Source organism: Roseivivax sp. CAU 1753 (genome assembly GCF_054482575.1).
In genome coordinates, this window is sequence record NZ_JBTLRF010000015.1 from 1 (window position 1) to 21,119 (window position 21,119).

At 58.6% G+C, this 21,119-nt stretch carries 19 protein-coding genes; 8 read left to right on the forward strand and 11 right to left on the reverse strand.

Translation table 11 applies throughout. The annotated features are described in order from the left end of the window. Nucleotides 1-203: 203 nt before the first annotated feature. The 9 genes from ACXYMN_RS18640 to mutM all read right to left on the reverse strand — a co-directional run bounded on the left by ACXYMN_RS18640 (nt 204) and on the right by mutM (nt 11,271). Nucleotides 204-1,442, reverse strand: coding sequence for an abortive infection family protein (locus ACXYMN_RS18640; protein WP_459015459.1), 1,239 nt, complete (start codon nt 1,440-1,442; stop codon nt 204-206). 214 nt (nt 1,443-1,656) lie between these two features. Continuing rightward, complete coding sequence (gene gyrB / locus ACXYMN_RS18645; protein ID WP_459015461.1) at nt 1,657-4,074, reverse strand: DNA topoisomerase (ATP-hydrolyzing) subunit B; 2,418 nt, start codon at nt 4,072-4,074, stop codon at nt 1,657-1,659. 80 nt (nt 4,075-4,154) lie between these two features. Next, a complete protein-coding gene (locus tag ACXYMN_RS18650) occupies nt 4,155-4,775 on the reverse strand; it encodes a LysE family translocator (RefSeq protein ID WP_459015463.1) in 621 nt (206 codons plus the stop codon). Further along, entirely contained in the window at nt 4,772-5,881 is a 1,110-nt protein-coding gene (recF, locus tag ACXYMN_RS18655) for a DNA replication/repair protein RecF (protein ID WP_459015464.1), read from the reverse strand. The genes ACXYMN_RS18650 and recF overlap by 4 nt, the downstream gene beginning before the upstream one ends. A 118-nt stretch (nt 5,882-5,999) precedes the next feature. After that, on the reverse strand, nt 6,000-7,118 hold the full coding sequence (gene dnaN / locus ACXYMN_RS18660; protein ID WP_459015466.1) for a DNA polymerase III subunit beta: 1,119 nt from the start codon (nt 7,116-7,118) through the stop codon (nt 6,000-6,002). A 143-nt stretch (nt 7,119-7,261) separates the two neighbouring features. Beyond that, nucleotides 7,262-8,632, reverse strand: coding sequence for a chromosomal replication initiator protein DnaA (gene dnaA / locus ACXYMN_RS18665; protein ID WP_459015468.1), 1,371 nt, complete (start codon nt 8,630-8,632; stop codon nt 7,262-7,264). A 511-nt stretch (nt 8,633-9,143) separates the two neighbouring features. Then, complete coding sequence (gene rpsT, locus ACXYMN_RS18670) at nt 9,144-9,407, reverse strand: 30S ribosomal protein S20 (RefSeq protein WP_459015470.1); 264 nt, start codon at nt 9,405-9,407, stop codon at nt 9,144-9,146. Between the two features lie 171 nt (nt 9,408-9,578). Further along, entirely contained in the window at nt 9,579-10,355 is a 777-nt protein-coding gene (locus ACXYMN_RS18675) for an enoyl-CoA hydratase (protein WP_459015471.1), read from the reverse strand. 64 nt (nt 10,356-10,419) lie between these two features. Beyond that, nucleotides 10,420-11,271 carry a bifunctional DNA-formamidopyrimidine glycosylase/DNA-(apurinic or apyrimidinic site) lyase gene (mutM, locus tag ACXYMN_RS18680; RefSeq protein ID WP_459015473.1) on the reverse strand — a complete coding sequence of 284 codons (852 nt, stop codon included), beginning with the start codon at nt 11,269-11,271 and terminating at the stop codon, nt 10,420-10,422. Between the two features lie 153 nt (nt 11,272-11,424). Here mutM and ubiE point away from each other — a divergent pair, with 153 nt between their 5' ends. Continuing rightward, nucleotides 11,425-12,177, forward strand: a complete 753-nt coding sequence (gene ubiE, locus ACXYMN_RS18685) for a bifunctional demethylmenaquinone methyltransferase/2-methoxy-6-polyprenyl-1,4-benzoquinol methylase UbiE (protein WP_459015475.1) — start codon at nt 11,425-11,427, stop codon at nt 12,175-12,177. Nucleotides 12,178-12,181: 4 nt separating this feature from the next. Next, on the forward strand, nt 12,182-13,714 hold the full coding sequence (gene ubiB / locus ACXYMN_RS18690) for a 2-polyprenylphenol 6-hydroxylase (protein ID WP_459015477.1): 1,533 nt from the start codon (nt 12,182-12,184) through the stop codon (nt 13,712-13,714). A gap of 40 nt (nt 13,715-13,754) precedes the next feature. Here the strand turns inward: ubiB and ACXYMN_RS18695 are convergent, their stop codons facing one another. Together ACXYMN_RS18695 and ACXYMN_RS18700 are read right to left on the reverse strand one after the other, a co-directional pair. Next, complete coding sequence (locus ACXYMN_RS18695; protein ID WP_459015479.1) at nt 13,755-14,438, reverse strand: flagellar hook capping FlgD N-terminal domain-containing protein; 684 nt, start codon at nt 14,436-14,438, stop codon at nt 13,755-13,757. Between the two features lie 8 nt (nt 14,439-14,446). Next, nucleotides 14,447-17,227, reverse strand: a complete 2,781-nt coding sequence (locus ACXYMN_RS18700) for a flagellar hook-length control protein FliK (protein WP_459015480.1) — start codon at nt 17,225-17,227, stop codon at nt 14,447-14,449. A gap of 185 nt (nt 17,228-17,412) precedes the next feature. Between ACXYMN_RS18700 and ACXYMN_RS18705 the strand changes: the two genes are divergently transcribed. The 6 genes from ACXYMN_RS18705 (at nt 17,413) to ACXYMN_RS18730 (ending at nt 21,074) form a co-directional block, all read left to right on the forward strand. After that, nucleotides 17,413-17,598, forward strand: coding sequence for a rod-binding protein (locus tag ACXYMN_RS18705; RefSeq protein ID WP_459015531.1), 186 nt, complete (start codon nt 17,413-17,415; stop codon nt 17,596-17,598). Further along, entirely contained in the window at nt 17,579-17,923 is a 345-nt protein-coding gene (locus tag ACXYMN_RS18710) for a flagellar biosynthesis protein FlgN (RefSeq protein ID WP_459015482.1), read from the forward strand. The genes ACXYMN_RS18705 and ACXYMN_RS18710 overlap by 20 nt, the downstream gene beginning before the upstream one ends. A 195-nt stretch (nt 17,924-18,118) precedes the next feature. Next, entirely contained in the window at nt 18,119-19,432 is a 1,314-nt protein-coding gene (locus tag ACXYMN_RS18715) for a flagellin N-terminal helical domain-containing protein (protein ID WP_459015532.1), read from the forward strand. Between the two features lie 222 nt (nt 19,433-19,654). Next, complete coding sequence (locus ACXYMN_RS18720) at nt 19,655-19,885, forward strand: flagellar biosynthesis regulator FlaF (RefSeq protein ID WP_459015484.1); 231 nt, start codon at nt 19,655-19,657, stop codon at nt 19,883-19,885. Next, nucleotides 19,882-20,286 (forward strand): flagellar biosynthesis repressor FlbT, encoded by a 405-nt coding sequence (gene flbT, locus ACXYMN_RS18725; protein WP_459015486.1) that lies wholly within the window; start codon nt 19,882-19,884, stop codon nt 20,284-20,286. The genes ACXYMN_RS18720 and flbT overlap by 4 nt, the downstream gene beginning before the upstream one ends. Then, nucleotides 20,283-21,074, forward strand: coding sequence for a DUF1217 domain-containing protein (locus ACXYMN_RS18730; protein WP_459015488.1), 792 nt, complete (start codon nt 20,283-20,285; stop codon nt 21,072-21,074). Before flbT ends, ACXYMN_RS18730 begins: the two co-directional genes overlap by 4 nt. The last annotated feature ends 45 nt before the right edge of the window (nt 21,075-21,119 follow it).

A 21,119-nucleotide genomic window follows, 5' to 3' on the forward strand; every position in this document is an offset into this window, starting at 1 on the left:
ATCGATTGAGAAGGCCCCAATCGTCAGGCAGGTCAGGAAGATCGCAAAATGCGCATCGTTACAGGCGGTTCACACCATCAGCCAAGAACGCCAATGCCGCGGAGCGGCTTAGTCCTCCCGCCCCTTTCGGCAAATTGATCGGATGGGTGAGGCGTAGTTGCACGGTGCGTCTGGGCAGACATTGATGTGGCTACTCTGGTCTACTATTGGGTCAGGTGACGATCCAAAACGAAATCGACGAATGTGCTGGCGGCTCCAATCGCAAGACGGGCATGGCGTGGTTGAAGCCCCTTGAAGTCGCGGCCGCGGCCGTGGCCCTTGCCATATGCGTTCCGCAATGGAGCGAGAGAATGCGCGATATTACCCAAGCTGGTCAGGATACCTCTGATTTCGTTTGCTCCTTTTGCGCTTTCGTCAATCCCATCCGGCATGATCTTGATCTCCTTGCGAAGGAGCTTCAGCAACTCGGGGATTTCCGCCTTTTCAGGATATTCCACCTTCCGATCATCCAGGATCAGTTTACAGCAGCTCTCGACGATTTCCTTGGCCAGGGCGATCGCCTCGCCAGGCTCGCTGTCGCCGATGCGCTCGAGGCGTCGAAGGTCCTCGTAGAGCGTGTCCGAGTTCAGGGTGGCCGCCACAGCCTTGATGCGCTGGACCGATCCACCCAAGGCGTGAACCTTGCGTTGCGGCACATACGCCGGTCTGCCATCTATGATGGCGTCCTCGACGAGTTCCCATCCGTCAGCCCGGAGGTGGCCGTTGAACGCCTTGGCGAGCGCGTCTTGCTCTGTGTCGTCTTTCCGGACGATGGGATGAAGAACTTCGCAGATGAACTTCAGAAAGATGTCCTGCTCGGCAGCATAGAGACGGAAGCGCGGGTCGCTGTAGACCCAATCCTGTGGCCAGTCGAAGTTGTTGATGCAGTGCTGCCAGATGTCCTGCTCGGCGTTCTGGAAACGGCTGTCATGAGAAGGCAGGGAGGTTAGATCAAAGATCCGGCCGAGAAAGGCAATTTCATCTAAAGCACCGTGCCAGACGGTTTCCTTGGCACGCATTTCATCAAGGACGGCGGCGCGGGTCCGTTCGCTGATCCTCCCGTCTGGCATCTGCTTCCCTGGAGGTGGGGCACGCATCGGCGAGATCTCCGCGTTCACCCAGTATCCATTATCCTTGCCAGTAACGAGTTCGAGATGCTTTGAGACGATCCCGGCGATCTCTTCACGGCGGGCCTCGATCGGCACGAAAACGCTGACAGGGACACGAAGGAAGACAGCCCAGAGTTCGGTGCCGCCATTCCAATTGTCGTAACCAACCTCGACGATCTCAATGTCCGCTTGGCTCATGACGCGAAGAGCATCGTGTTCGCCCTTCTGGCGAAGGAGCTCCGCCACGGTGGGCAGGCTGCCTTCGATCTCACGTCTGATGCTCAGGTATCTCATAGGCTTCAGCTCAAAGCGTTATAAAGAAGCGGGTTGCCAGCTACCAACGCACGCTCCGGCAATTCCCATTTTTGCTGTCGCCCAAGGCGAAATCTCAATGAGCGACCATCGCCGAATAGTGTGGTATGTGGTTCGGACTTGCCCGCGCAAACTTATGGGCAATTCGCGCAAGCTTATGGGGATCGCGCACGATTGCACGCGATCCTACAAGACCTCAGAAGTCCAGATTCTCCACGTTGAGGGCGTTCTGCTGGATGAATTCGCGGCGTGGCTCCACCACGTCGCCCATCAGCTTGGTGAACAGATCATCCGCCTCCGCGGTATCGTCGACGTCCACCCGCAGCAGCGTGCGCGCGTCGGGATCCAGCGTGGTTTCCCAAAGCTGGCTCGGGTTCATCTCGCCCAGTCCCTTGTAACGCTGCAGCTGGTTGCCCTTCTCGCCTTCCTCGAAGATCGCCTCGAGCAGATCCAGCGGGCCGTGGATCAACTGGTGCCGGTCCTTGCGATGCAGCGTTGCAGGGCTGCCATAGACCGCCTGCAGCGCCTCGGTGAAGGTGCCGGTGCGGCGTGCCTCGCCCGAGCGCAGCATGGTGCCGTCCAGCGTGCGCACCTCTTCGACACCGCGCAGGATCCGCGCCAGACGAATGCCGCGATCCTGCGTGATCCGGCCCTGCCAGCCCTTCTCGTACTCGACCGCGATGAGGTCCAGACGCTCCGAGACCCGGTTCGCGACGCCTTGCAGATCGGCGTCCACTGCACCCGGTACGAAGGCCCCCGAGATCGCCGCCTGTTCAAGGATACGGCGCGGGTAATGCGTTGGAAACGCGTCAAGAACGCGCTTGAGCTGCCGCGCCTCCTCGACCACCCGCACAAGATCGGTGCCGATGATTTCCTCGCCGTTGCCCTGCCGCAGGATCGCGCCTTCGGTGCCCTGCTGGATCAGGTAATCCTCAAGCGCGGGCTGGTCCTTGAGGTAGACCTCGGACTTGCCGCGCGACACTTTGAACAGCGGCGGCTGCGCGATATAGAGGTATCCGCCCTCGATCAATTCGGGCATCTGGCGATAGAAAAACGTCAACAGCAGCGTCCGGATATGCGCGCCGTCCACGTCCGCGTCGGTCATCAGGACGATCTTGTGATAGCGCAGCTTCGAGATGTCGAACTCGTCCCGCCCGATGCCGGTACCCAGCGCCATGACCAGATTGCCGATCTCCTGCGACCCGAGCATCCGGTCGAAACGCGCCCGCTCCACGTTGAGGATCTTGCCCTTGAGCGGCAGGATCGCCTGCGTGCCGCGGTCGCGCCCGGTCTGCGCGGATCCTCCGGCGCTGTCCCCCTCGACGATGAACAGCTCGGTCTTAGACGGGTCCTTTTCAGAGCAATCCTTGAGCTTGCCGGCCAGGTAATTCACGTCCATCGCGGATTTGCGCCGGGTCAGCTCACGCGCCTTGCGGGCGGCCTCGCGCGCCATTGCCGCCTCGACGATCTTGCCGACGATCATCTTGGCCTCGTTGGGGTTTTCCTCGAACCATTCCGAAAGCTTTTCGTTCACGATGCCCTCGACCGCCGGACGCACCTCGGACGACACCAGCTTGTCCTTGGTCTGCGACGAGAACTTCGGATCGGGCACCTTGACCGACAGCACGCAGGTCAGGCCTTCGCGGGCATCGTCGCCGGTAAAGCTGATCTTCTCGCGCTTGGCGATGCCGGATTCCTGCGCGTATTTCGTCAGCGTCCGGGTCAGCGCCCCACGGAACCCCGCCATATGCGTGCCACCGTCGCGCTGCGGGATATTGTTGGTAAAGGGCAGCACATTTTCGTGGTAGCTGTCGTTCCACCACATCGCGACTTCCACCACGATGCCGTCCCGCTCTCCGGTCATGTAGATCGGTTCCGGGATCATCGGATGTTTCGAGCGGTCGAGATACTTGACGAATTCCTTCACGCCGCCGTCGTAGTACAGCTCGGACCGAAGCGGCTCTGCCGGGCGTTCGTCTTCTAGTACGATGCGCACGCCGGAGTTCAGGAAAGCCAGTTCGCGCAGGCGTTTCTCAAGCGTATGAAAGTCGTAATCGAGGTTCGAGAACGTCGTGGTCGACCCAAGAAAGCGCACCTCGGTGCCTTGCTGACCGTTGGCATCGCCGGTCTCGCGCAGATGTTCGACGGTATCGCCGCGCTCGAACCGTGCGTAATGTTCGCGCCCGTTGCGCCAGATGCGCAGCTCGAGCCAGTCCGACAAGGCGTTGACCACCGACACACCCACGCCGTGCAGGCCGCCCGAGACCTTGTAGGAATTCTGGTCGAATTTGCCGCCCGCATGCAGCTGGGTCATGATGACCTCGGCGGCGGACACGCCCTCTTCCTCGTGAATATCGACCGGGATTCCACGACCGTTATCAGCCACTGAAACGCTGTTGTCGGCGTGCAGTTTCACGTTCACCCGCGTGGCATGACCGGCCAGCGCCTCGTCAATGCCGTTATCGACCACCTCATAGACCATGTGGTGCAGGCCCGAACCGTCGTCCGTGTCGCCGATATACATTCCGGGCCGCTTGCGCACGGCCTCCAAGCCCTTGAGAACCTTGATGGATCCTGCGCCGTATTCCTCGGGCACATCCGTGCTCTCTGCCATGGGGTCTTTCCTTGTTCTTTTCCCGCGATTTATACGAATTCTGGTGGGGAATGTCACGTCATTGCCCCATATTTTGCGTTTCAGGCAAAGGCAATAACGACCCCCACACCGACCAGCAGACAGCCCGCGACGATATTGGTCCGCCGCACCGCGCGCGCGCTGGCCAGAAGCCGCTTCACCCGGTCGATCGACAACGCCAGAGCCAGGTTTCCCAGCAATGGCACAACCGCCGACACGAGCGAGATCACCGCCATGTCGGCCCAGGTCACCGAGGCGATGTCGAAAAAGCCGGGCAGCATTCCCATGTAAAACAGAATGGCCTTCGGATTGCCGATGATCACCGCCAGACCGGCGACAAATCCGGCCCACATGCCGGGGCGCGTCAGGCGGCTGTTCCCGCGAATATCGGCATCCGCATGCTTCAGGATCAGCACTCCCATGATCACGAAGGTGGCGGATGCGACCCACCGAAGCGCGTCGATGAAACCGCCATAGACCGACACGATCCAGCTGACGCCGAGGATCGCCAGGAATGGCCAGAGGACGTCGCCCACGACAACCCCCAGCGCCAGCGGCCAGGCGGCGCCAAAGCCGCCCGACAGCGCCCGTGCGACCAGCGCCACCCAGACCGGACCGGGCGTCAGGAACAGGATCAGCAGCGCCCCTGAATAGAGCGCAATTTCCGCCAGCCCCAATGTCACGACTGCATCCCTTGCACGACGCGGCTTTCGCCATCCACCTCTGTCACCTCGACATATTGCGCCGCATCGCCCAGTTCCGCGAACAGCTCCGCCCCGGTCCCGGTCATCCACGCCTGCGCACCCAATGCGGTGATCTCGGCGTAAAGCGCCGCGCGGCGCTGCGCGTCCAGATGCGCCGAAACCTCATCGAGCAGCAACAGGGGTGGCGCGCCGAAGTCCGCGGCGATGGCGCGCGCATTGGCAAGGATCAACGAGATCAGCAAGGCCTTCTGCTCGCCGGTCGAACACTCCGACGCGGGCACATTCTTGGCCGCATAGGTGCCGGCCAGGTCCGCCCTGTGCGGTCCGATCAACGTGCGCCCCGCCATGAGATCCCTTGGTCTGCTCTCCGCCAGGGCCGCCGCCAGCGCGGCCTCGGTTTCGGGCATCTCGCCCTCGGCATGACCCAGAACAAGCGTCGCCGCCGGAAAGGCCGTCTCTGCCCCGTCCTGAGCCGCCGCCAGACGCCGCAGGGCCGCTTGCCGGTTGGCATGGATCACCGCCCCGGTACGGGCCATCTGTGCCTCGAGCGCGCGGTACCAATGGGCATCGCGCACCTGATCCTTCAGCAGGCGATTGCGGTCGCGCATGGCTTTTTCATAGTCGAGGCTGGCCTCCGCATGATCGGGAAAGAACGACAGCGTCATCCGGTCAAGAAATCGTCTGCGCCCCTCCGCGCCCTCGATCCACAGGCGGTCCATCGACGGCACCAGCCAGAGCACCCGCGCGATCCGCCCCAACTGCGTCTGCGGGCGGGGCTTGTCGTCGATCCGCACCTGGCGCGGCTGCCCGGCCTCGGACAAAAACGCCACGTCGCTGCGCCCGGCGGGGCCCGACAGAATGCCCGATACCTTCCAGCCCAGCGCCTCCGGTCGGCGCGTCATCTCCTGTGCCGTCGCCCTTCGCATGCCACGGCCCGGCGAAAACAGCGACACCGCCTCGAGCAGGTTGGTCTTGCCCGCGCCGTTGGGCCCGAAAATCGCCACCGGCCGCGCATCCACTGCCAATTCCGCCCGCCTGTGCGACCGGAAATGCGACAGTATGAGGGTTTCAAGGAAATGCGCCATCACGCCGAATTAGTACGACGCCGCGGCCAGAAGGCAAGCGCCGGGCATGACGCACCACCCCCTGCCTTTCCATTTTCCAAATACGCAAATCCGACCGCGCAATCCGCGCGTCGCGGGGTCAGACGCGCATCGGCATCACGACATAGACCGCGCTTTCGTCGCTGCCTTCGCGCATCAGCGTCGGATCGCCCGAGGAATTGAACATGAAGACGGCATTCTCGCGATCAACCTGGCTGGCGATCTCGAGCAGGTACTTGGCGTTGAACCCGATCTCCAGCCGCTCGTCGCCATAGGCCACCGCCAGTTCTTCCTCGGCGGCACCGCTGTCGGGAGCGTTCACCGACAGGATCAGGCGATCCTCGTCCAGTTGCAGCTTCACCGCGCGGGACCGCTCGGACGACACGGTCGCGACCCGGTCGACGGCCTTTGCGAACTCGGCGGCATCGACCTCGAGCCGCTTGGTGTTGTTCTGCGGAATGACGCGGGTGTAGTCGGGAAAGGTGCCGTCGATCACCTTCGAGGTCAGGGTGATGTCGGGGGTCGCGAACCGCACCTTGGTTTCCGAGACCGACACCGCGATGTCCATGTCGTCGTCATCGAGCAGCTTGCGCAATTCGCCCACGGTCTTGCGGGGCACGATGACGCCCGGCATGACCTCGGCGCCGGTGGGCAATTCGGCGTCGATGCGCGCCAGCCGGTGGCCGTCTGTCGCCACGCAGCGCAGGACGCGACCGTCCGCCGTCTCGGAAACATGCAGGTAGACACCGTTGAGGTAGTAGCGCGTCTCTTCCGTCGAGATAGCGAATTTCGACTTGTCGAACAGCCGACGCAGCACCTTGGCCTTGATGCTGAAATTCGCAGCGTACTCAGACGACGCCATGACCGGGAAGTCTTCCTTGGGCAGCGTCGCGAGCGAAAAGTTCGACCGGCCGGCCTCCACCGTCAGGCGGCCGGCGGCACTGTCGTCGGTCAGGGTGACCAGCGCGCCGTCGGGCAGTTTGCGCACGATCTCGTGCAGCGTCACCGCCGACACGGTCGTCGATCCTGCCCGTTCGACCTGCGCCGCGCCCTTGTCGACCACCTCGATGTCCAGATCGGTTGCGCGAAACTGCGCGGTGTCGCCCTCGGCCTCGATCAGCACATTGGCGAGGATCGGAATGGTGTTGCGGCGTTCGACCACGGATTGCGCCTGGCTTACCGCCTTGAGCAGTACCGCCCGCTCCATGCTGACTTTCATCACTTATCCCTCCAGAGACACCCGATCGGCGCGGTGAAGCCGCGCGCGACAGGGTTTTCCCGTTTTGTCCGACGTCTGCGCGGGTGCGTCAAGGCCAGCGGGCCTTCTGGCCTGCCGGTTCTGTCATCTGTGATGGCGGAAACTCATTCTTCGAGCGCGCGACGCAGCAATTCCACGTCTTCGGCGATCTGCGCGTCCGACCGCACCAGCTCCTCGATGCGTTTGACGCCGTGCATGACCGTGGTGTGATCGCGCCCGCCGAAACGCCGCCCGATATCGGGCAGGGATCGCGCCGTCATCTGCTTGCACAGATACATGGCGATCTGGCGGGGCCGGGCGAAATTGCGCACGCGCTTGGGCCCGATCAGGTCCGACAGGCGGATGTGGTAATGCTCGGCCACCTTGCGCTGGATTTCCTCGACCGAGATCTTGCGCTCTGACGCGCGGATCACGTCCGACAGGCAGTCCTGCGCCAGCTCCAGCGTGACGGGCTTGCCCACCAGCGAGGCAAAGGCGAAAAGCCGGTTCAGCGCCCCTTCGAGCACCCGCACATTGGTCGAGATGCGATGCGCGAGAAACGCCAGCACGCCGTCTTCGATGACCACGTCAGGATAGTTGACCTGATGCGTCTCGCACTTGGATTGCAGGATGCCGAGCCGCAACTCGTAATCCGTCGGGTGCAGATCGACCACGAGACCCGATTGCAGTCGCGACCGGATTCGGTTCTCCATCTCCTTGATCTCGTCGGGGGCGCGGTCCGCCGAGATGACGATCTGCTTGTTCTGGTCCACCAGCGCATTGAAGGTGTGAAAGAATTCTTCCTGGGTGGAATCCTTGCCCGCGATGAACTGGACGTCGTCGACCATCAGCACGTCGACGGACCGGAAGATCGATTTGAAATCCATCATGCGGCGGTCGCGCAGGGCCTGGACGAAACGGTACATGAACTGTTCCGCCGACAGGTAAAGCACGTTCAACTCGGGGTTCCGCTGGCGTAATTCCAGGGCGATCGCGTGCATCAGGTGGGTCTTGCCGAGCCCGACGCCGCCATGCAGGAACAGCGGATTGAAGGTGACCGGCCCACCCTCGGCGACGCGGCGCGCGGCCGCATGGGCCAGTTCGTTGGGCTTGCCGACGACAAAGCTGTCGAAGGTCAGCCGCTGGTCGAGAGGCGCCCCCGGAAGCAGGTCAGAGCCGGACGATGCGGCGGTTGCAGGCGCTTGCGCGGCCGACTTGGTGGCACGCGTGGTCGCCGTGGCATGCGCCGGACGCTCTGCCGCGACGCGAAACTGGATGCGGCGCACATCCGGCTGAACATCGGCGATCCGCGCCAGAATGGCATCACCGAAGTTCTGAGAGACATAGTTTCCGACGAAGTGCGTGGGTGCCTGCAAGACGGCGACCCCGCCATCATAGCCGTCGAATTTCAAAGGTTTGATCCAGGTCGTGTAGTTGTTTGTGCCCAGCGTTTTCGCCAGATCGTCTTGCACCGCGCCCCATTGTTCCAGTGTCATTCCCGATCTTTCCCCAAGTTAGATCGTTGCATCTCACACAGCCGAATCTGTGCCGCAGTCGACGTCGTTCGGGCACAGCACGACCACCTCGATCCCGGCAGGAATCAAGCGGTGGTCAATGGCAGTTCGGTGTCACACCTTCAGGCCCCAAACCTGAACGGGCGATGAACACGCCAACAGCAGTACTGCGGACAGAGCGCGAGGCGCACGGCATGCGCCTCGTATCGGGCCGATGGCATTTCGACCCGGGATCGGTTGAATACGGCAGGACCAAACCAACGTCCCGCGCGTCTCACCGTCCACCTGTCCCCCCAAGCGATTGTGACTCGCTCGGTGAAATTAGCCAAGTCGCTCGCACCCGGGCAACTGTTCTTCGCGCTTGACTCACGATTCACCGGAAAAGAATCTCTCGACCGCGTGAAAAAGCCACAACGCCCGGTAGAAATAGAAAAAGGCGCTAAAAAATAGCGCCTTTTCAATCGGTTATATATATTCGGCTAAGCCGTTGTTTTTACGACAGAGCTTTGACCCGCGCCGACAAGCGCGAGATTTTGCGCGATGCAGTGTTCTTGTGGAAGATGCCTTTGGTGACGCCGCGCATTACCTCAGGTTGTGCCGCCTTCAGCGCGTTCTGGGCCGAATCCTTGTCACCCGAGGCGATTGCCTCTTCGACCTTGCGCAGCTGCGTACGGATCCGCGAACGGCGTGCCTTGTTGATGGCATTGCGGCGTTCGTTCTGACGCGCGCGCTTCTTGGACTGGGGCGTATTGGCCATGATGATCGACTTTCTCGTTCGAGTTCCAAATGTCTTGCGCAAAACAGACGCCACACCCGGGTCCCTCGACCGGATCGATTCTTGCCAAAGCGGGCATCACGCGCATATCGGAGCGGCTGATAGGCCAAAAATGCCGGTCTGGCAAGCCGGGATCGCCGCCCGGTGCCGACCTTACTTGTCGCGGAACTGCGCGGTGCGTTTTTCCTGGAAGGCGGCCATGCCTTCCTTTTGGTCGTCGGTTGAAAACAGCCCGTGGAACAGGCGCCGTTCAAACAGGATGCCTTCGGCAAGCGTGGTCTCGTACGACCGGTTCACCGCCTCTTTCGCGGCCAACACCGACATGATCGACTTCTCGGCGATCTTCTCGGCGGCGCCCTGGGCTTCCTCCATCAGATTTTTCACCGGCACGACCCGGCTGACGAGCCCCGATCGCTCTGCCTCTTCGGCATCCATGAACCGACCGGTCAGATGCATGTCCATCGCCTTGGACTTGCCGACGAACCGCGTCAGGCGCTGGGTTCCGCCGATCCCGGCAATGACCCCGAGATTGATTTCAGGCTGCCCGAACTTGGCGTTGTCCGCGGCGATGATGAAATCGCACATCATGGCCAATTCGCAGCCGCCGCCCAGGGCGTAGCCCGCGACCGCGGCAATGATCGGCTTGCGGACCTTGGTGATGACCTCGTGCTCCGGGCCGAAGAGGTCGCCCATGAAAACGTCGACGAAACTCTTCTCGGACATTTCCTTGATGTCGGCCCCCGCGGCAAACGCCTTCTGGGACCCGGTGAGAACGATGGCGCGCACCTTCTCGTTGGCGTCCACATCGCGCAAGGCTGCCGCAAGCTCTGTCAACAGCTGGCTGTTCAGCGCGTTGAGGGCATCGGGCCGATTGAGTTTGATGGTGCAGACGTGGTCTTCGATCTCGACGATGATCGTCTCGTAGGCCATGAAACGGCGCTCCGTTCGCTTCTGTCAGGCCAACGTGGTACTCACGACGCCGCGGCGGATCAAGCTATCTTTGGCATTGCGCGCAGTAGAATGACGACCGCCCGGATTGCACGATGCGCCTGATCCGGCCGGTGCATCCATCGCGACGACAGGGCGCGCCCTCGCGGCCATAGACGTCGAAACTGTGCTGGAAGTAGCCAAGCTCTCCGTCGGCCTGACGATAATCGCGCAATGACGATCCGCCCGCCGCAATCGCATCGAGCAGCGTCTGCCGGATGATCGGCACCAGTCCGGCCACGCGCACCGCACCGATTCGACCCGCCTTGCGCGCCGGGTGAATGCCAGCCCGGAACAACGCTTCGCAGACATAGATATTGCCAAGCCCGGCCACGATCTTCTGATCGAGAAGCGCAGACTTCACCGGCGTATTCCGGCCCCGGAACGCGGCAATCAGGTGGTCTTCATGAAACGCGTTGCCCAACGGTTCCGGCCCCAGCGCCGCGATCAGCGGATGGGCATCGGCCTGCGCGGTCGCAATCAGGTCCATGGCGCCGAAGCGGCGCGGATCGTTGAAGGTGATCCGCGCGCCATTGTCGAGGTGAAAGACCACGTGGTCGTGTTTCTCGGCGGCGGGATGATCCTGCACGAAGCTGCCCAGAGGATCGCCCGAGATCAGGACCCGTCCGGACATGCCCAGATGCATGAGCAGCGTCTCTCCGGTCGACAGATCCGCAAGAATGTACTTCGACCGCCGCAGCAGCGCCTCGACACGGGCGCCCGTCAGCCGCTCGGCCATCCGGTCGGGAAAAGGCCAGCGCAAATCGGGCCTGTTCACATCCGCGCGCAGGATCACCGCGCCCTGCATCGTTGGCACAAGTCCGCGCCGAACGGTTTCAACCTCGGGAAGTTCGGGCATGGTCGGGCGGCTCCTGTCTGGCGGAGTGAAGATAATGCCTGCGTGTCATTGCGGAAAGACCGCAACCCCAACCGCGTTCATTTGACTGTTTGTGACCCGCGCGCCATCTCTGTATGGCTCTGTCAACGCTTCCAGAATACCGGGGTTGCCCTTATGGACGACGAGACATCAAAGACCACGCATTTCGGTTTCGAGGACATCCCCGAAACCCAGAAAGCCGGTCGCGTGCGCGGCGTCTTCCAATCGGTGGCGTCAAAATACGACGTGATGAACGACGCGATGAGCCTTGGCATCCATCGGCTCTGGAAAGACGCCATGATGGACTGGCTGGCACCGCGCCCCGGTCAGAAGCTGCTGGATGTGGCGGGCGGCACGGGCGATATTTCGTTTCGCTTCCTCAAGCGCGCGGGACATGGGCACGCGACTGTACTCGACCTGACGGAGCCGATGCTGATCGAGGGCCGCAAACGGGCAGAGGCCGCCGCAATGGAGGCCAACCTTGACTGGGTCGTCGGCGATGCGATGGCCCTGCCCTTTCCCGACCAGACCTTTGACGTCTACACGATCAGTTTCGGCATCCGGAACGTGACGCGTCCGGACGAAGCGCTGTCCGAGGCTTACCGCGTTCTGAAACCCGGGGGTCGGGTCATGGTGCTGGAGTTTTCGCAAATACCCCAACCCGGGCTGCAGAAGCTCTACGATCTGTACTCCTTCAACGCGATCCCGGCGCTGGGCCAGATGATCGCCGGAGATCGCGACAGCTATCAATATCTCGTCGAATCAATCCGAAAGTTTCCGGATCAGGACACGTTTCTCGACATGGTACGGGATGCAGGTTTCGAAAGTGCCAAATACCGCAACCTGACGATGGGCGTTGCCTGCCTGCACTCCGGCTGGAAGATCTGACGTCATGCGGGGACCCCTTAATCTTTGGCGATTGATCCGTACGGGTGCGACTTTCGAACGGTCCGGCGCGATGAGTGTCGTTCTGGATGCCGTCGATGCGCCGCGTCCGGTACGCATCGCCGCGCGAATCATCGGTCGACCCTTTGCCTTTCTTGGGTACGACGGCGACCCGCAGATGCCGCCCGTCACGCGCGCGCTGACGGCGCTGGGTCCTGCCTACATCAAGTTCGGCCAGATCCTGTCGACCAGACCGGACGTGGTGGGCGACGAGCTCGCGGTGCAATTGCGCGTGCTGCAGGACAAGTTGCCGCCATTTTCGAAGGATGAGGCCCGGCGCGCCATCGAGGACGATCTGGGTATCACGCTGTCGAAGATATTCTCGGCATTCAGCGAACCTGTCGCGGCAGCCTCGATCGCACAGGTCCACAAGGCCGCGATCGCCGATACCGGGGAGGTGGTGGCCGTCAAGGTGTTGCGGCCGGGCATCGAACGGGCGTTCCGACGCGATATCGACGCGTTCTACTTTGCGGCGAGGTTCATCGAAATCGTTTCGCCCGCATCGCGCCGATTGCGGCCCGTCGACGTGGTTGCCCATTTCGAGGGCGTGGTGATGGGCGAGCTGGATTTGCGGCTCGAGGCCGCCTCCGCCTCTGAATTCGCCGCGAATACCGAAAGCGACGAGGGCTTTCGCGTCCCGCGCGTCAAGTGGTTCCTGTCGGGCCGGCGGGTCATGACACTCGATTGGGTCGAGGGAGCCGCAATGGGCGACAATGCCGCGCTCGATGCGGCCGGGATCGACCGGGTGGAGCTGTCGCAGCGGGTGTTGCAGGTGTTTCTGGGCCACGCCCTGCGCGACGGGTTTTTCCATGGCGACATGCACCAGGGCAATCTGAAAGTAGCCGACGACGGCGCGATTCTGGCTTACGACTTCGGGATCATGGGCCATATCGACGCCTACACGCGCCGGGTCTACGCCGAGATCCTCTTCGGTTTCATCCGGCGCGATTACAAACGCGTGGCAGAGGTGCATTTCGAAGCAGGATACGTGCCTGCCGACCGTGATGTGGACGAGTTCGCCCGCGCTTTGCGAGCCGTCGGCGAACCGATTTTCGGCATGGATGCCACCCGAATTTCCATGGCACGGCTGCTCGCCTATCTGTTCGAGGTGACCGAGCGGTTCGGAATGGAGACCCGGACCGAGTTGATTCTGCTGCAGCGCACCATGGTCGTGGTCGAGGGTGTGGCACGGTCGCTTAATCCGCGCATGAATATCTGGCATGCGGCGCAGCCCGTGGTGGAGGACTACATCAAGAACTCCATCGGGCCTCGGGCAATTGCCCGCGATCTGCAGGAGACCGCCAAGGTACTCGCACGGTTCGGACCGCGTTTGCCCAGCCTCGTCGAGGGTTTGCTGGTTCAACACTCGCAGAATAATCCACCTCCGAAACGTGCGGTCTGGCCGGACAGGGCCTTCTGGGGAATTGTTGGACTGGTGCTGGGGGCGACAGGTGCCGCAGTCGCTGGCACCTTGTTCTGACCCGCCGTACCTGGCTTGACGGCGGCATGCATCAGCCCCGTCACCCAGAAGAGGTCCCTCCGGAATCCAGCCGTATGGCTTCGACTTCTTCCATTGCAATTGACGCTCCGCTTTCCAGGATCAGTGTGATGCCCTCTGCATCGGCACGCGCCTCGCTGACTGTGCCATAAGCAAGTGCCGGACTATTCTCGATCACGCGGCCATCCTGGGAACTTTCGACCTCGAAGCTGTAAACACCCGGCGGCAGCGGATTTCCCGAACCGTCTGTACCTGCCCACTGCACCTGGCCCGGAGGTATCGATAGCGCCTCACGGCTCACGACGGTGCCAGCGCTGTTCTTGACAATGAGTTGGGCAGAGGTCGCCCCGGTCGCCAGTTGCGGCGAAAGTTCAATCGGTACGCCGTCGAACATCACAGGTGCCGCCACCAGAACGTCTGAGCCGACCCAACCAGACAACTCCGCCATGGCCGACCCCGAAAGTTGGGACTGAACCTGCTGCAACAACTCGTTGGTCAGCACCTGCTGCTCGACCGCGGCGAAGGTTGCGAGTTGTGCTGCGTAGTCGGATGATTCGATTGGGTTCAGCGGATCCTGATTCTCTGCCTGCGTCACCAGCATCTGAAGAAATGTCTCGAAGTCGGAAGACAGGGTGGTCCCGGTCTGCTGCGGTTCCGCACTAGCGCCTGCACTGAAGGCTGGGGAAATGCTTGTATCAATTTGCATGGCTTTGCTCACATTCTAAGGTCTAGGCCGGTCGTCGACGCCCCGCGCGACGCGTGGTCCTCCCGGCTCGGCGGCGACGTTGCGGTTGCGGAAATCAGACTGTCATTTGGATCCTGATGCATCATCCGGTCCGGCGGTGGGTCATTGCTGCCCGATCCGAAGGCGAAGCTTTGCAGTTCCACACCTTCATCGGCAAAGGCACGCTCCAGCGCCGGGCCGTGTCGTTTCAGTAGGTCGATTGTTTCCATGCGGTCCCCAAGGATTTGCACCACCATCCCGGCCTCTCCCGGGGTGATTTGGATACGCAGCCTCCCCAATTCCTCTGGGTGGAGCCGCAGATCAATCACGCCTGCCTGCTCAGTTCGAATCGCATCGACGACCTGCTGAATAACCGGAACTTGGGCCGGATGATGCAGCGCAGTGCCACTGCGGTGCAGTTGCGTTACCGCAATCGAATCATGTCGAATGGACAGCGGCACGTCCGCTGCGTCTTCCCGAAATGGCTGTGCGTCCATCGCAGCAGAAATTGCTTTCAGAGGTACAGAGGAAAAATTGGCCCGCTCTTGTTCCACGTGTTTGACTTGGTTTGTCTGGAAGACATCGTGCGAAAGGCGATTAGCTTGATTCTGCACAGGCGCATATACGTCGGCATCAGCCGACTGATATTCCGGAATTATTGGCGCATCGTGCTGATGAATTCCCTGCACTCCGGTTTGTTGCTTCGATGGCGATTGGTGCACATGTGGCTGGCGGGCTACTGTTTGTGATTGAGGGACCTGGTGCGTCTGCTCTGGTAGATGCCTCGGTTGCAAGGGTTGCATTTGGTTTTTTGATGTCCCTTGATGTTGTAGAGTGTACCGGGATGGAGTTTGCATCTGAGGTAGGTGTGTGAGCAGCGCGATCGGACTGGGAGTAGCATTGGAGGTCCGATGTTTCTCCACTTTGGACGTCACAGCGAATTGTTCGTGCGGTAGCTCCTCTATGCTATCGCTCGCATTCGGTATAGGGACTTCATCATTCTGATGGGAGTTCACCTTTGGATTGCTATCGCGCAGTATAGTTTTCTGAACTTCAATCCCGGCCAGCTCCCTCATTTTTCCGAAATTTCTCGACGCAGTCGAAAAATCGGTGTCCTCGATATATCTGTACGTAGAGGCAACTGGCAGACCATTCTTTTTGACAGGATGATCATACTCTTTGCGATCTATTTCAGAAGCTCTTTCATCTCTGACGTCGCCAAGCTCGCCCACCGCTCTATATTTTGACGAAGCAATCTTTATCGTTGGTTGCTCGCTTTCTCCAGCAGATTTGCGCCGAAAAAAATCGTCACCGGCTTCCCTTATCTGTGCGTCTTGGTTTTTCGAATCATACGCACCTGTAATTAATTTAGGCTCTTCCCTTGAATTGACCACCGAAAACTCCACAAAATTCGCTGGCGAAAACCTATTTTGCACGTTGGAAGAGACCAGTGCAAAAGCCGGATTGGACCTTTGAGCCGCAATCTCAACCGACGGATTTGCAACTTCAGGGTGTTGAGATCGATCTACATGTGGCAACCTATGGGAAACTTCAAATGACTGAGCGTCTTCGACCTTAATGGGATCACAGCCACGAACCGTTTCAGCTCTTTTGTCTGAAACGATGGACCGAAGCGAGGGCGAATTGACAACTTCAGTTGCTGGGCTGCGCGCCACTAGGACCTGTTCTAAAGCAATGTGAAGTTTATGGTTGGATGTATCAATCTCAGAAAATTCGACCACGGTTGATATTGCGGGAGGCAACAGGCGCTCTTCTTCTGATATTGGAATAACATCAATGGGTGAATTATTCGAAGTATATGTCGAAATAAAGGCCCCCACGCTTTCATTTATTTCAAATTGCGTCTTTGAATTTGACGGGAGGTTACCGCGATTTTCTACTATATTTTTTTCATCGACATGGAGCGTTTCAATTTGTTTAAAAGGCCGCAAGATCGCTGCGGCTGTGCTAATATTTTTTCCGATATATTGGATCCGTTCATGCCCGGATTCATTAACGTCTGGCTTTCCCACTATTCCTATAGTTTGTTCCGCAAGCATCCATTGATTTACATTCAACGCAGATATCTTCACTTGCCCCAATCGCCCAGTTATTTTTTGGTGTTCTGTGCCGGTTTCGTGTGAAATTATATTCTGGCAAAAAGTTGCCGAGCCATTTTGAACGGTTCCCTTATCCTCTTCAAGCGCGGTGATGCTTTGTGGCTTGCCAGTCGACGTGTCAATTGGCAAATTTTCTTTCTTAGGTTTAGTGTCTGCTACGTCGACGATCTTCCGAGAATTCGAGGGCATGTCGACACTATTATGTCTAAGAGAATTGCACCCAGCATCTAAATTAACTGGTTGATGTACTGGATTATGGGGATATACATTCGGTGCGCTCGAATGGTCGCTACTTGGTGGCTTTTCGTGCTTGGAAAACGCTTGAACCAGAATATTGTGGGTATTCTGGTCTCCATATTTTCTTCTTGTAGCAACCACTGATTCCTCAGTTATGTCAACTGCACCATGCAGCTCATTTCCTAGTTTCGATTGTATCTCAGGAGTCTTGGGAATCAGATGGTCTCCCTCTTGGGAGTCCTGCGTGACGTCCTTTAGTACTACGTACTCATCTGAAAAAAGTGGATGGTCACCTGTACCGCTTAAACCCTTGCCATTTCTGTCTATTTGTTCGCCATCGCTGGCCGCGACTTCAAGACTGTAGACGGGGGTTGTCCGCGAGGGAATTGTCGGCGCCGGCATTGGATTCTCCAAGAAACTTGATGTCCTTAAACCGCATTTTCGTTACCAAATATTTACGACCGCACCGCACAATCAGTAAAAATGTCTTCAGCTGGAGTGCACCTTTGCTTACATCTATATCGGCAGCTATGCATGCTCAAACTAGGCCAGAGATAAAGGCTGCCGCAGTCGCCCTCGAAGCTCAGTTCATATCCGAAATGTTGAACGCAGCTGGATTCTCCGAATCGCGGTCAAGTTTTGGTGGAGGGGCTGGCGAGGACCAGTTCACGTCCATGTTGAATGACGAATACGCACGGGAGATAGCAGCTCGCGGCGGATTTGGTTTAAGTGCTTCCATTGTTCAGTCAATTTTAGGAAAAACGGATGAAAAAACAGGTTATTGAACAGCTGGACTCACTTCTGGACACAGAGCGTGAAGCTTTACTAACTGGAAATTTTGCCAAAATTGAAGAGCTTTTGCACGAAAAGGAAGAGCTGTTGAATGCATGGGAAAAAGTTGACCCTTCCAACGAGTCAGGCACGCCTGTAATTGGCAAATTGCGCCGAAATTTAAGACTATATGATGAAGCGCTTGCAGGGTTGCGCGCTGTGGCAGAAAAAATTGGTGCATCGACGCGAGGTCGTTCAGATCTGCGATTTTACAACCAGGATGGTCAAGCTAGTGACTTGTCCACCTCGCACCCCAAGGGGCTGGAGAAGCGGGCATAGAAATTTTAAGCTAAAGTCTATTGTTCGAACTCGCCCAAATTAGGGTTTCGTTAGTAGGTACAGTGGGATGCTCAATTTGCGTTCGTTCAGAACGGCACGTGGTCTTCATCGGCCTCGTACATGTCAGAATGACTATCGAAGCCCAATTTGGGCAACACCGATGCAAAAGTGTCTTTAAAAAGGGAACAGCTGACAATGTCCAGCATTCTGACAAACAATGGCGCCATGGTGGCGCTGCAAACTCTGAAATCGATCAATCGCAACCTTGCGGACACCCAGTCTCAGATTTCAACCGGTAAGTCCGTGGCGAACGCCAAGGACAACGCCGCCGTGTGGGCCATTTCCAAGGTTATGGAATCAGATGTCCAAGGCTTCAAAGGCATTTCGGACAGTCTGAACTTGGGTGAGTCGACGGTCGCAGTCGCCCGTCAGGCGTCCGAAACTGTGACGGATCTATTGACCCAGATGAAAGGCAAGATCGTTGCCGCTCAGGAAGAAAATGTTGATCGGGCAAAAATTCAGACTGATATCTCGGCACTTCGTGATCAGATCACTTCAGTAACCAACGCGGCCCAGTTCAATGGTTTGAGTCTGCTGTCGAATACCGAAAAGGAAGCCGGAAGTGGGGCAGTCAATGTTCTTTCTTCTCTGGATCGGTCGGGTTCTGGCGTTTCTGCGAGTAATATCGGCGTGTCGAAACAAGACCTCGGTACCGGTACCTCTGCAGTGTCCGGGACGGCGATTACAACGGCCGAGACCGGGACAGCCACGAACAGTCGTATGACCGGTACTGCCCTGGCCGCAACCACGTTGACTGGTGCGGCAACTGCCCCGACGACTGATATTACAATCGCGTCTGTTGAGGCTGGCTTCGGATACTCCGCAGCGCTGACGGGAGGTGCGGGTGCATTTGCATCTGACTGGAACGTCACCGGTACCGCTGCAGACGGTATTCGCTATGTCGCGCGTGACGGTGATACGACTGCCGATGTCGCGCAGCAGCTAGCTTCTTCATTCAATAAATATGCGGAGGCGTTCGAAGCAGACAATCCGGGAGTTGCTGGCCTCGATAGCGTCCGGGCGACCGTGTCTGGTTCCACTATCACCTTCACCGGCTCGACTGAGACCGGCGACAATTTCGGTATTCAGGTTAGCGGTTACGCTGCGACAGGGAATACCATCGGTGGTGGCCTCGCAGATGTGGCCGATATCGACGTCACGTCGGACTCGGGTGTTGCCAGCGCGTTGAGCTCCATTGAGGGACTGATCCAGACATCGATCGACTCGGCCGCAGCGTTCGGTTCCGTTCAGGGTCGTATCGAAACTCAGGCAAACTTCATCCAAAGCCTGAGTGACTCGTTGAAATCCGGGATCGGAACGCTTGTCGACGCGGACATGGAGGAGGCGTCAGCGAGGTTGCAGGCGCTTCAGGTTCAACAACAGCTTGGTGTTCAAGCGCTTTCGATCGCCAACCAGGCACCACAAACTTTGTTGTCGCTCTTCCGATAATCATAGGCGGTGGGGCCTACCGGCCCCACCGTCCCCAGTCTTAAGGAATAAAACTCCATTCAGGAGGGCTGCGTTGTGAATGCGCAATCCATGGCGCTTCGCGCCTACTCAGCTTCATCAACACCGATTCGGACAACACGCAGCAACGAGTATACAGTGATCGCAAACGTGACTCGGCGACTCCGCGATTAGGCGAAAACCGCAGTATCGGATTATCCGCGCTTGGTTCAGGCGCTGTCGGACAATCGACGGCTGTGGACAGCTTTGGCTGCCGACGTCAGTGCCGGTGGAAATGCTCTGCCAGATGAATTGCGTGCACGCATATTTTTCCTTGCAGAATTTACCGAAACGCACAGTCGCAAAGTACTGCGCGGACGCGCTTCGGTCTTGCCTCTGCTGGAAGTCAATACCGCCATATTGCGCGGTCTCGGGCATACGGGTCGGTCGACATGAGTGGTCTCGTGCTAAAGCTTGCTCCGAAGGAACGCATCCTGATTAACGGCGCAGTCGTCGAAAACGGTGACAAGCGTACCCGTTTCGCGATCATGAGCCCGAACGTTAACATTCTGCGTTTGAAAGACGCGATCCACCCTGAAGAAGCGAAAACGCCGGTCAGACGCGCTGCCTACCAAGTGCAGCTGGCCTTAACCGGCGATATTGATCCGGATACGATGCGCATGGACATATTGGGCCGGATTGAGGAATTGAGCCATATTTTGATCGACCCAGATAGTCGGCGTTTACTCGCTGTGGCTTCTGATGCTTTGATCCATAATAGATACTATCAATGCTTGAAGGGTTTGCGCGCCTTGATACCTCGTGAAGATCGACTATTGGCGACGGTACAGACATGACCTTTCTACCAGTTGTCATTGGATCCGGCTTGTCTGGATGGGCATTTTTAAAGGCCACTCGCGAAGCACAGGAACAGGCCTTCAACAAATCTGCCGAAGTGGCACGCGCAACATCCCATTTCCAGGAAAAAATCGGGGACGTTACTTCAGCGCAAGACCTCGTCTCAGATCGCTCGATGCGCCTGGTTGCTCTGCAGGCCTTTGGTCTGCAAGATGATGTCGACAACGTTTACTTTGTTAAACGAATCCTGGAAGGTGGCACGTCGGAATCCGATGCCTTGGCCAATCGATTGGCTGATGATCGTTACCGGGCATTTTCCGCTGCCTTCGGATTCGGTGAGCCTTTGCCACCCAAAACTTCGAACCCATCTCTGGCCGGCGATATTGTGGAACGATATAAGTCCCAGTCGTTTGAACTTGCGGTCGGCACTCAGGATGAGTCGTTGCGACTGGGTCTGTTTTTCGAACGCAGCCTGCCTGAGTTGGTGGCCAAAGGAAGCGCAAATGATACTGCCTGGTTCGAGATCATGGGCACACCACCCTTGCGGCAAGTATTCGAAACAGCGCTGGGTCTGCCGCAAAGCTTCGGTCAACTCGATATCGATTTTCAACTTGAAGCGCTAAAAGACAAGGCACGTGATCGGTTTGGAACGGATCTGGTCTCTGACTTGGTGAAACCAGAGATACAGGACAAGATCATTCAGTCGTACCTCTTACGCGATCAACTCAATACTGGCCTGTCGGTCAGTGGCGCGCAAACTGCGCTTCTCTTGCTTCAGGGTTTTTAACCGCCACTCTCTGACTGGCAGGCGGCAATATTTCTTTCTCATTTT

Bases quoted from the DNA above. Each gene is read 5' to 3' on its own strand.
- ACXYMN_RS18640 (WP_459015459.1), bottom strand. From the start codon at position 1,442: ATGAGATACCTGAGCATCAGACGTGAGATCGAAGGCAGCCTGCCCACC.
- gyrB (WP_459015461.1), bottom strand. From the start codon at position 4,074: ATGGCAGAGAGCACGGATGTGCCCGAGGAATACGGCGCAGGATCCATC.
- recF (WP_459015464.1), bottom strand. From the start codon at position 5,881: ATGGCGCATTTCCTTGAAACCCTCATACTGTCGCATTTCCGGTCGCAC.
- dnaN (WP_459015466.1), bottom strand. From the start codon at position 7,118: ATGAAAGTCAGCATGGAGCGGGCGGTACTGCTCAAGGCGGTAAGCCAG.
- dnaA (WP_459015468.1), bottom strand. From the start codon at position 8,632: ATGACACTGGAACAATGGGGCGCGGTGCAAGACGATCTGGCGAAAACG.
- rpsT (WP_459015470.1), bottom strand. From the start codon at position 9,407: ATGGCCAATACGCCCCAGTCCAAGAAGCGCGCGCGTCAGAACGAACGC.
- ACXYMN_RS18675 (WP_459015471.1), bottom strand. From the start codon at position 10,355: ATGGCCTACGAGACGATCATCGTCGAGATCGAAGACCACGTCTGCACC.
- mutM (WP_459015473.1), bottom strand. From the start codon at position 11,271: ATGCCCGAACTTCCCGAGGTTGAAACCGTTCGGCGCGGACTTGTGCCA.
- ubiE (WP_459015475.1), top strand. From the start codon at position 11,425: ATGGACGACGAGACATCAAAGACCACGCATTTCGGTTTCGAGGACATC.
- ubiB (WP_459015477.1), top strand. From the start codon at position 12,182: ATGCGGGGACCCCTTAATCTTTGGCGATTGATCCGTACGGGTGCGACT.
- ACXYMN_RS18695 (WP_459015479.1), bottom strand. From the start codon at position 14,438: ATGCAAATTGATACAAGCATTTCCCCAGCCTTCAGTGCAGGCGCTAGT.
- ACXYMN_RS18705 (WP_459015531.1), top strand. From the start codon at position 17,413: ATGTTGAACGCAGCTGGATTCTCCGAATCGCGGTCAAGTTTTGGTGGA.
- ACXYMN_RS18710 (WP_459015482.1), top strand. From the start codon at position 17,579: ATGAAAAAACAGGTTATTGAACAGCTGGACTCACTTCTGGACACAGAG.
- ACXYMN_RS18715 (WP_459015532.1), top strand. From the start codon at position 18,119: ATGTCCAGCATTCTGACAAACAATGGCGCCATGGTGGCGCTGCAAACT.
- flbT (WP_459015486.1), top strand. From the start codon at position 19,882: ATGAGTGGTCTCGTGCTAAAGCTTGCTCCGAAGGAACGCATCCTGATT.
- ACXYMN_RS18730 (WP_459015488.1), top strand. From the start codon at position 20,283: ATGACCTTTCTACCAGTTGTCATTGGATCCGGCTTGTCTGGATGGGCA.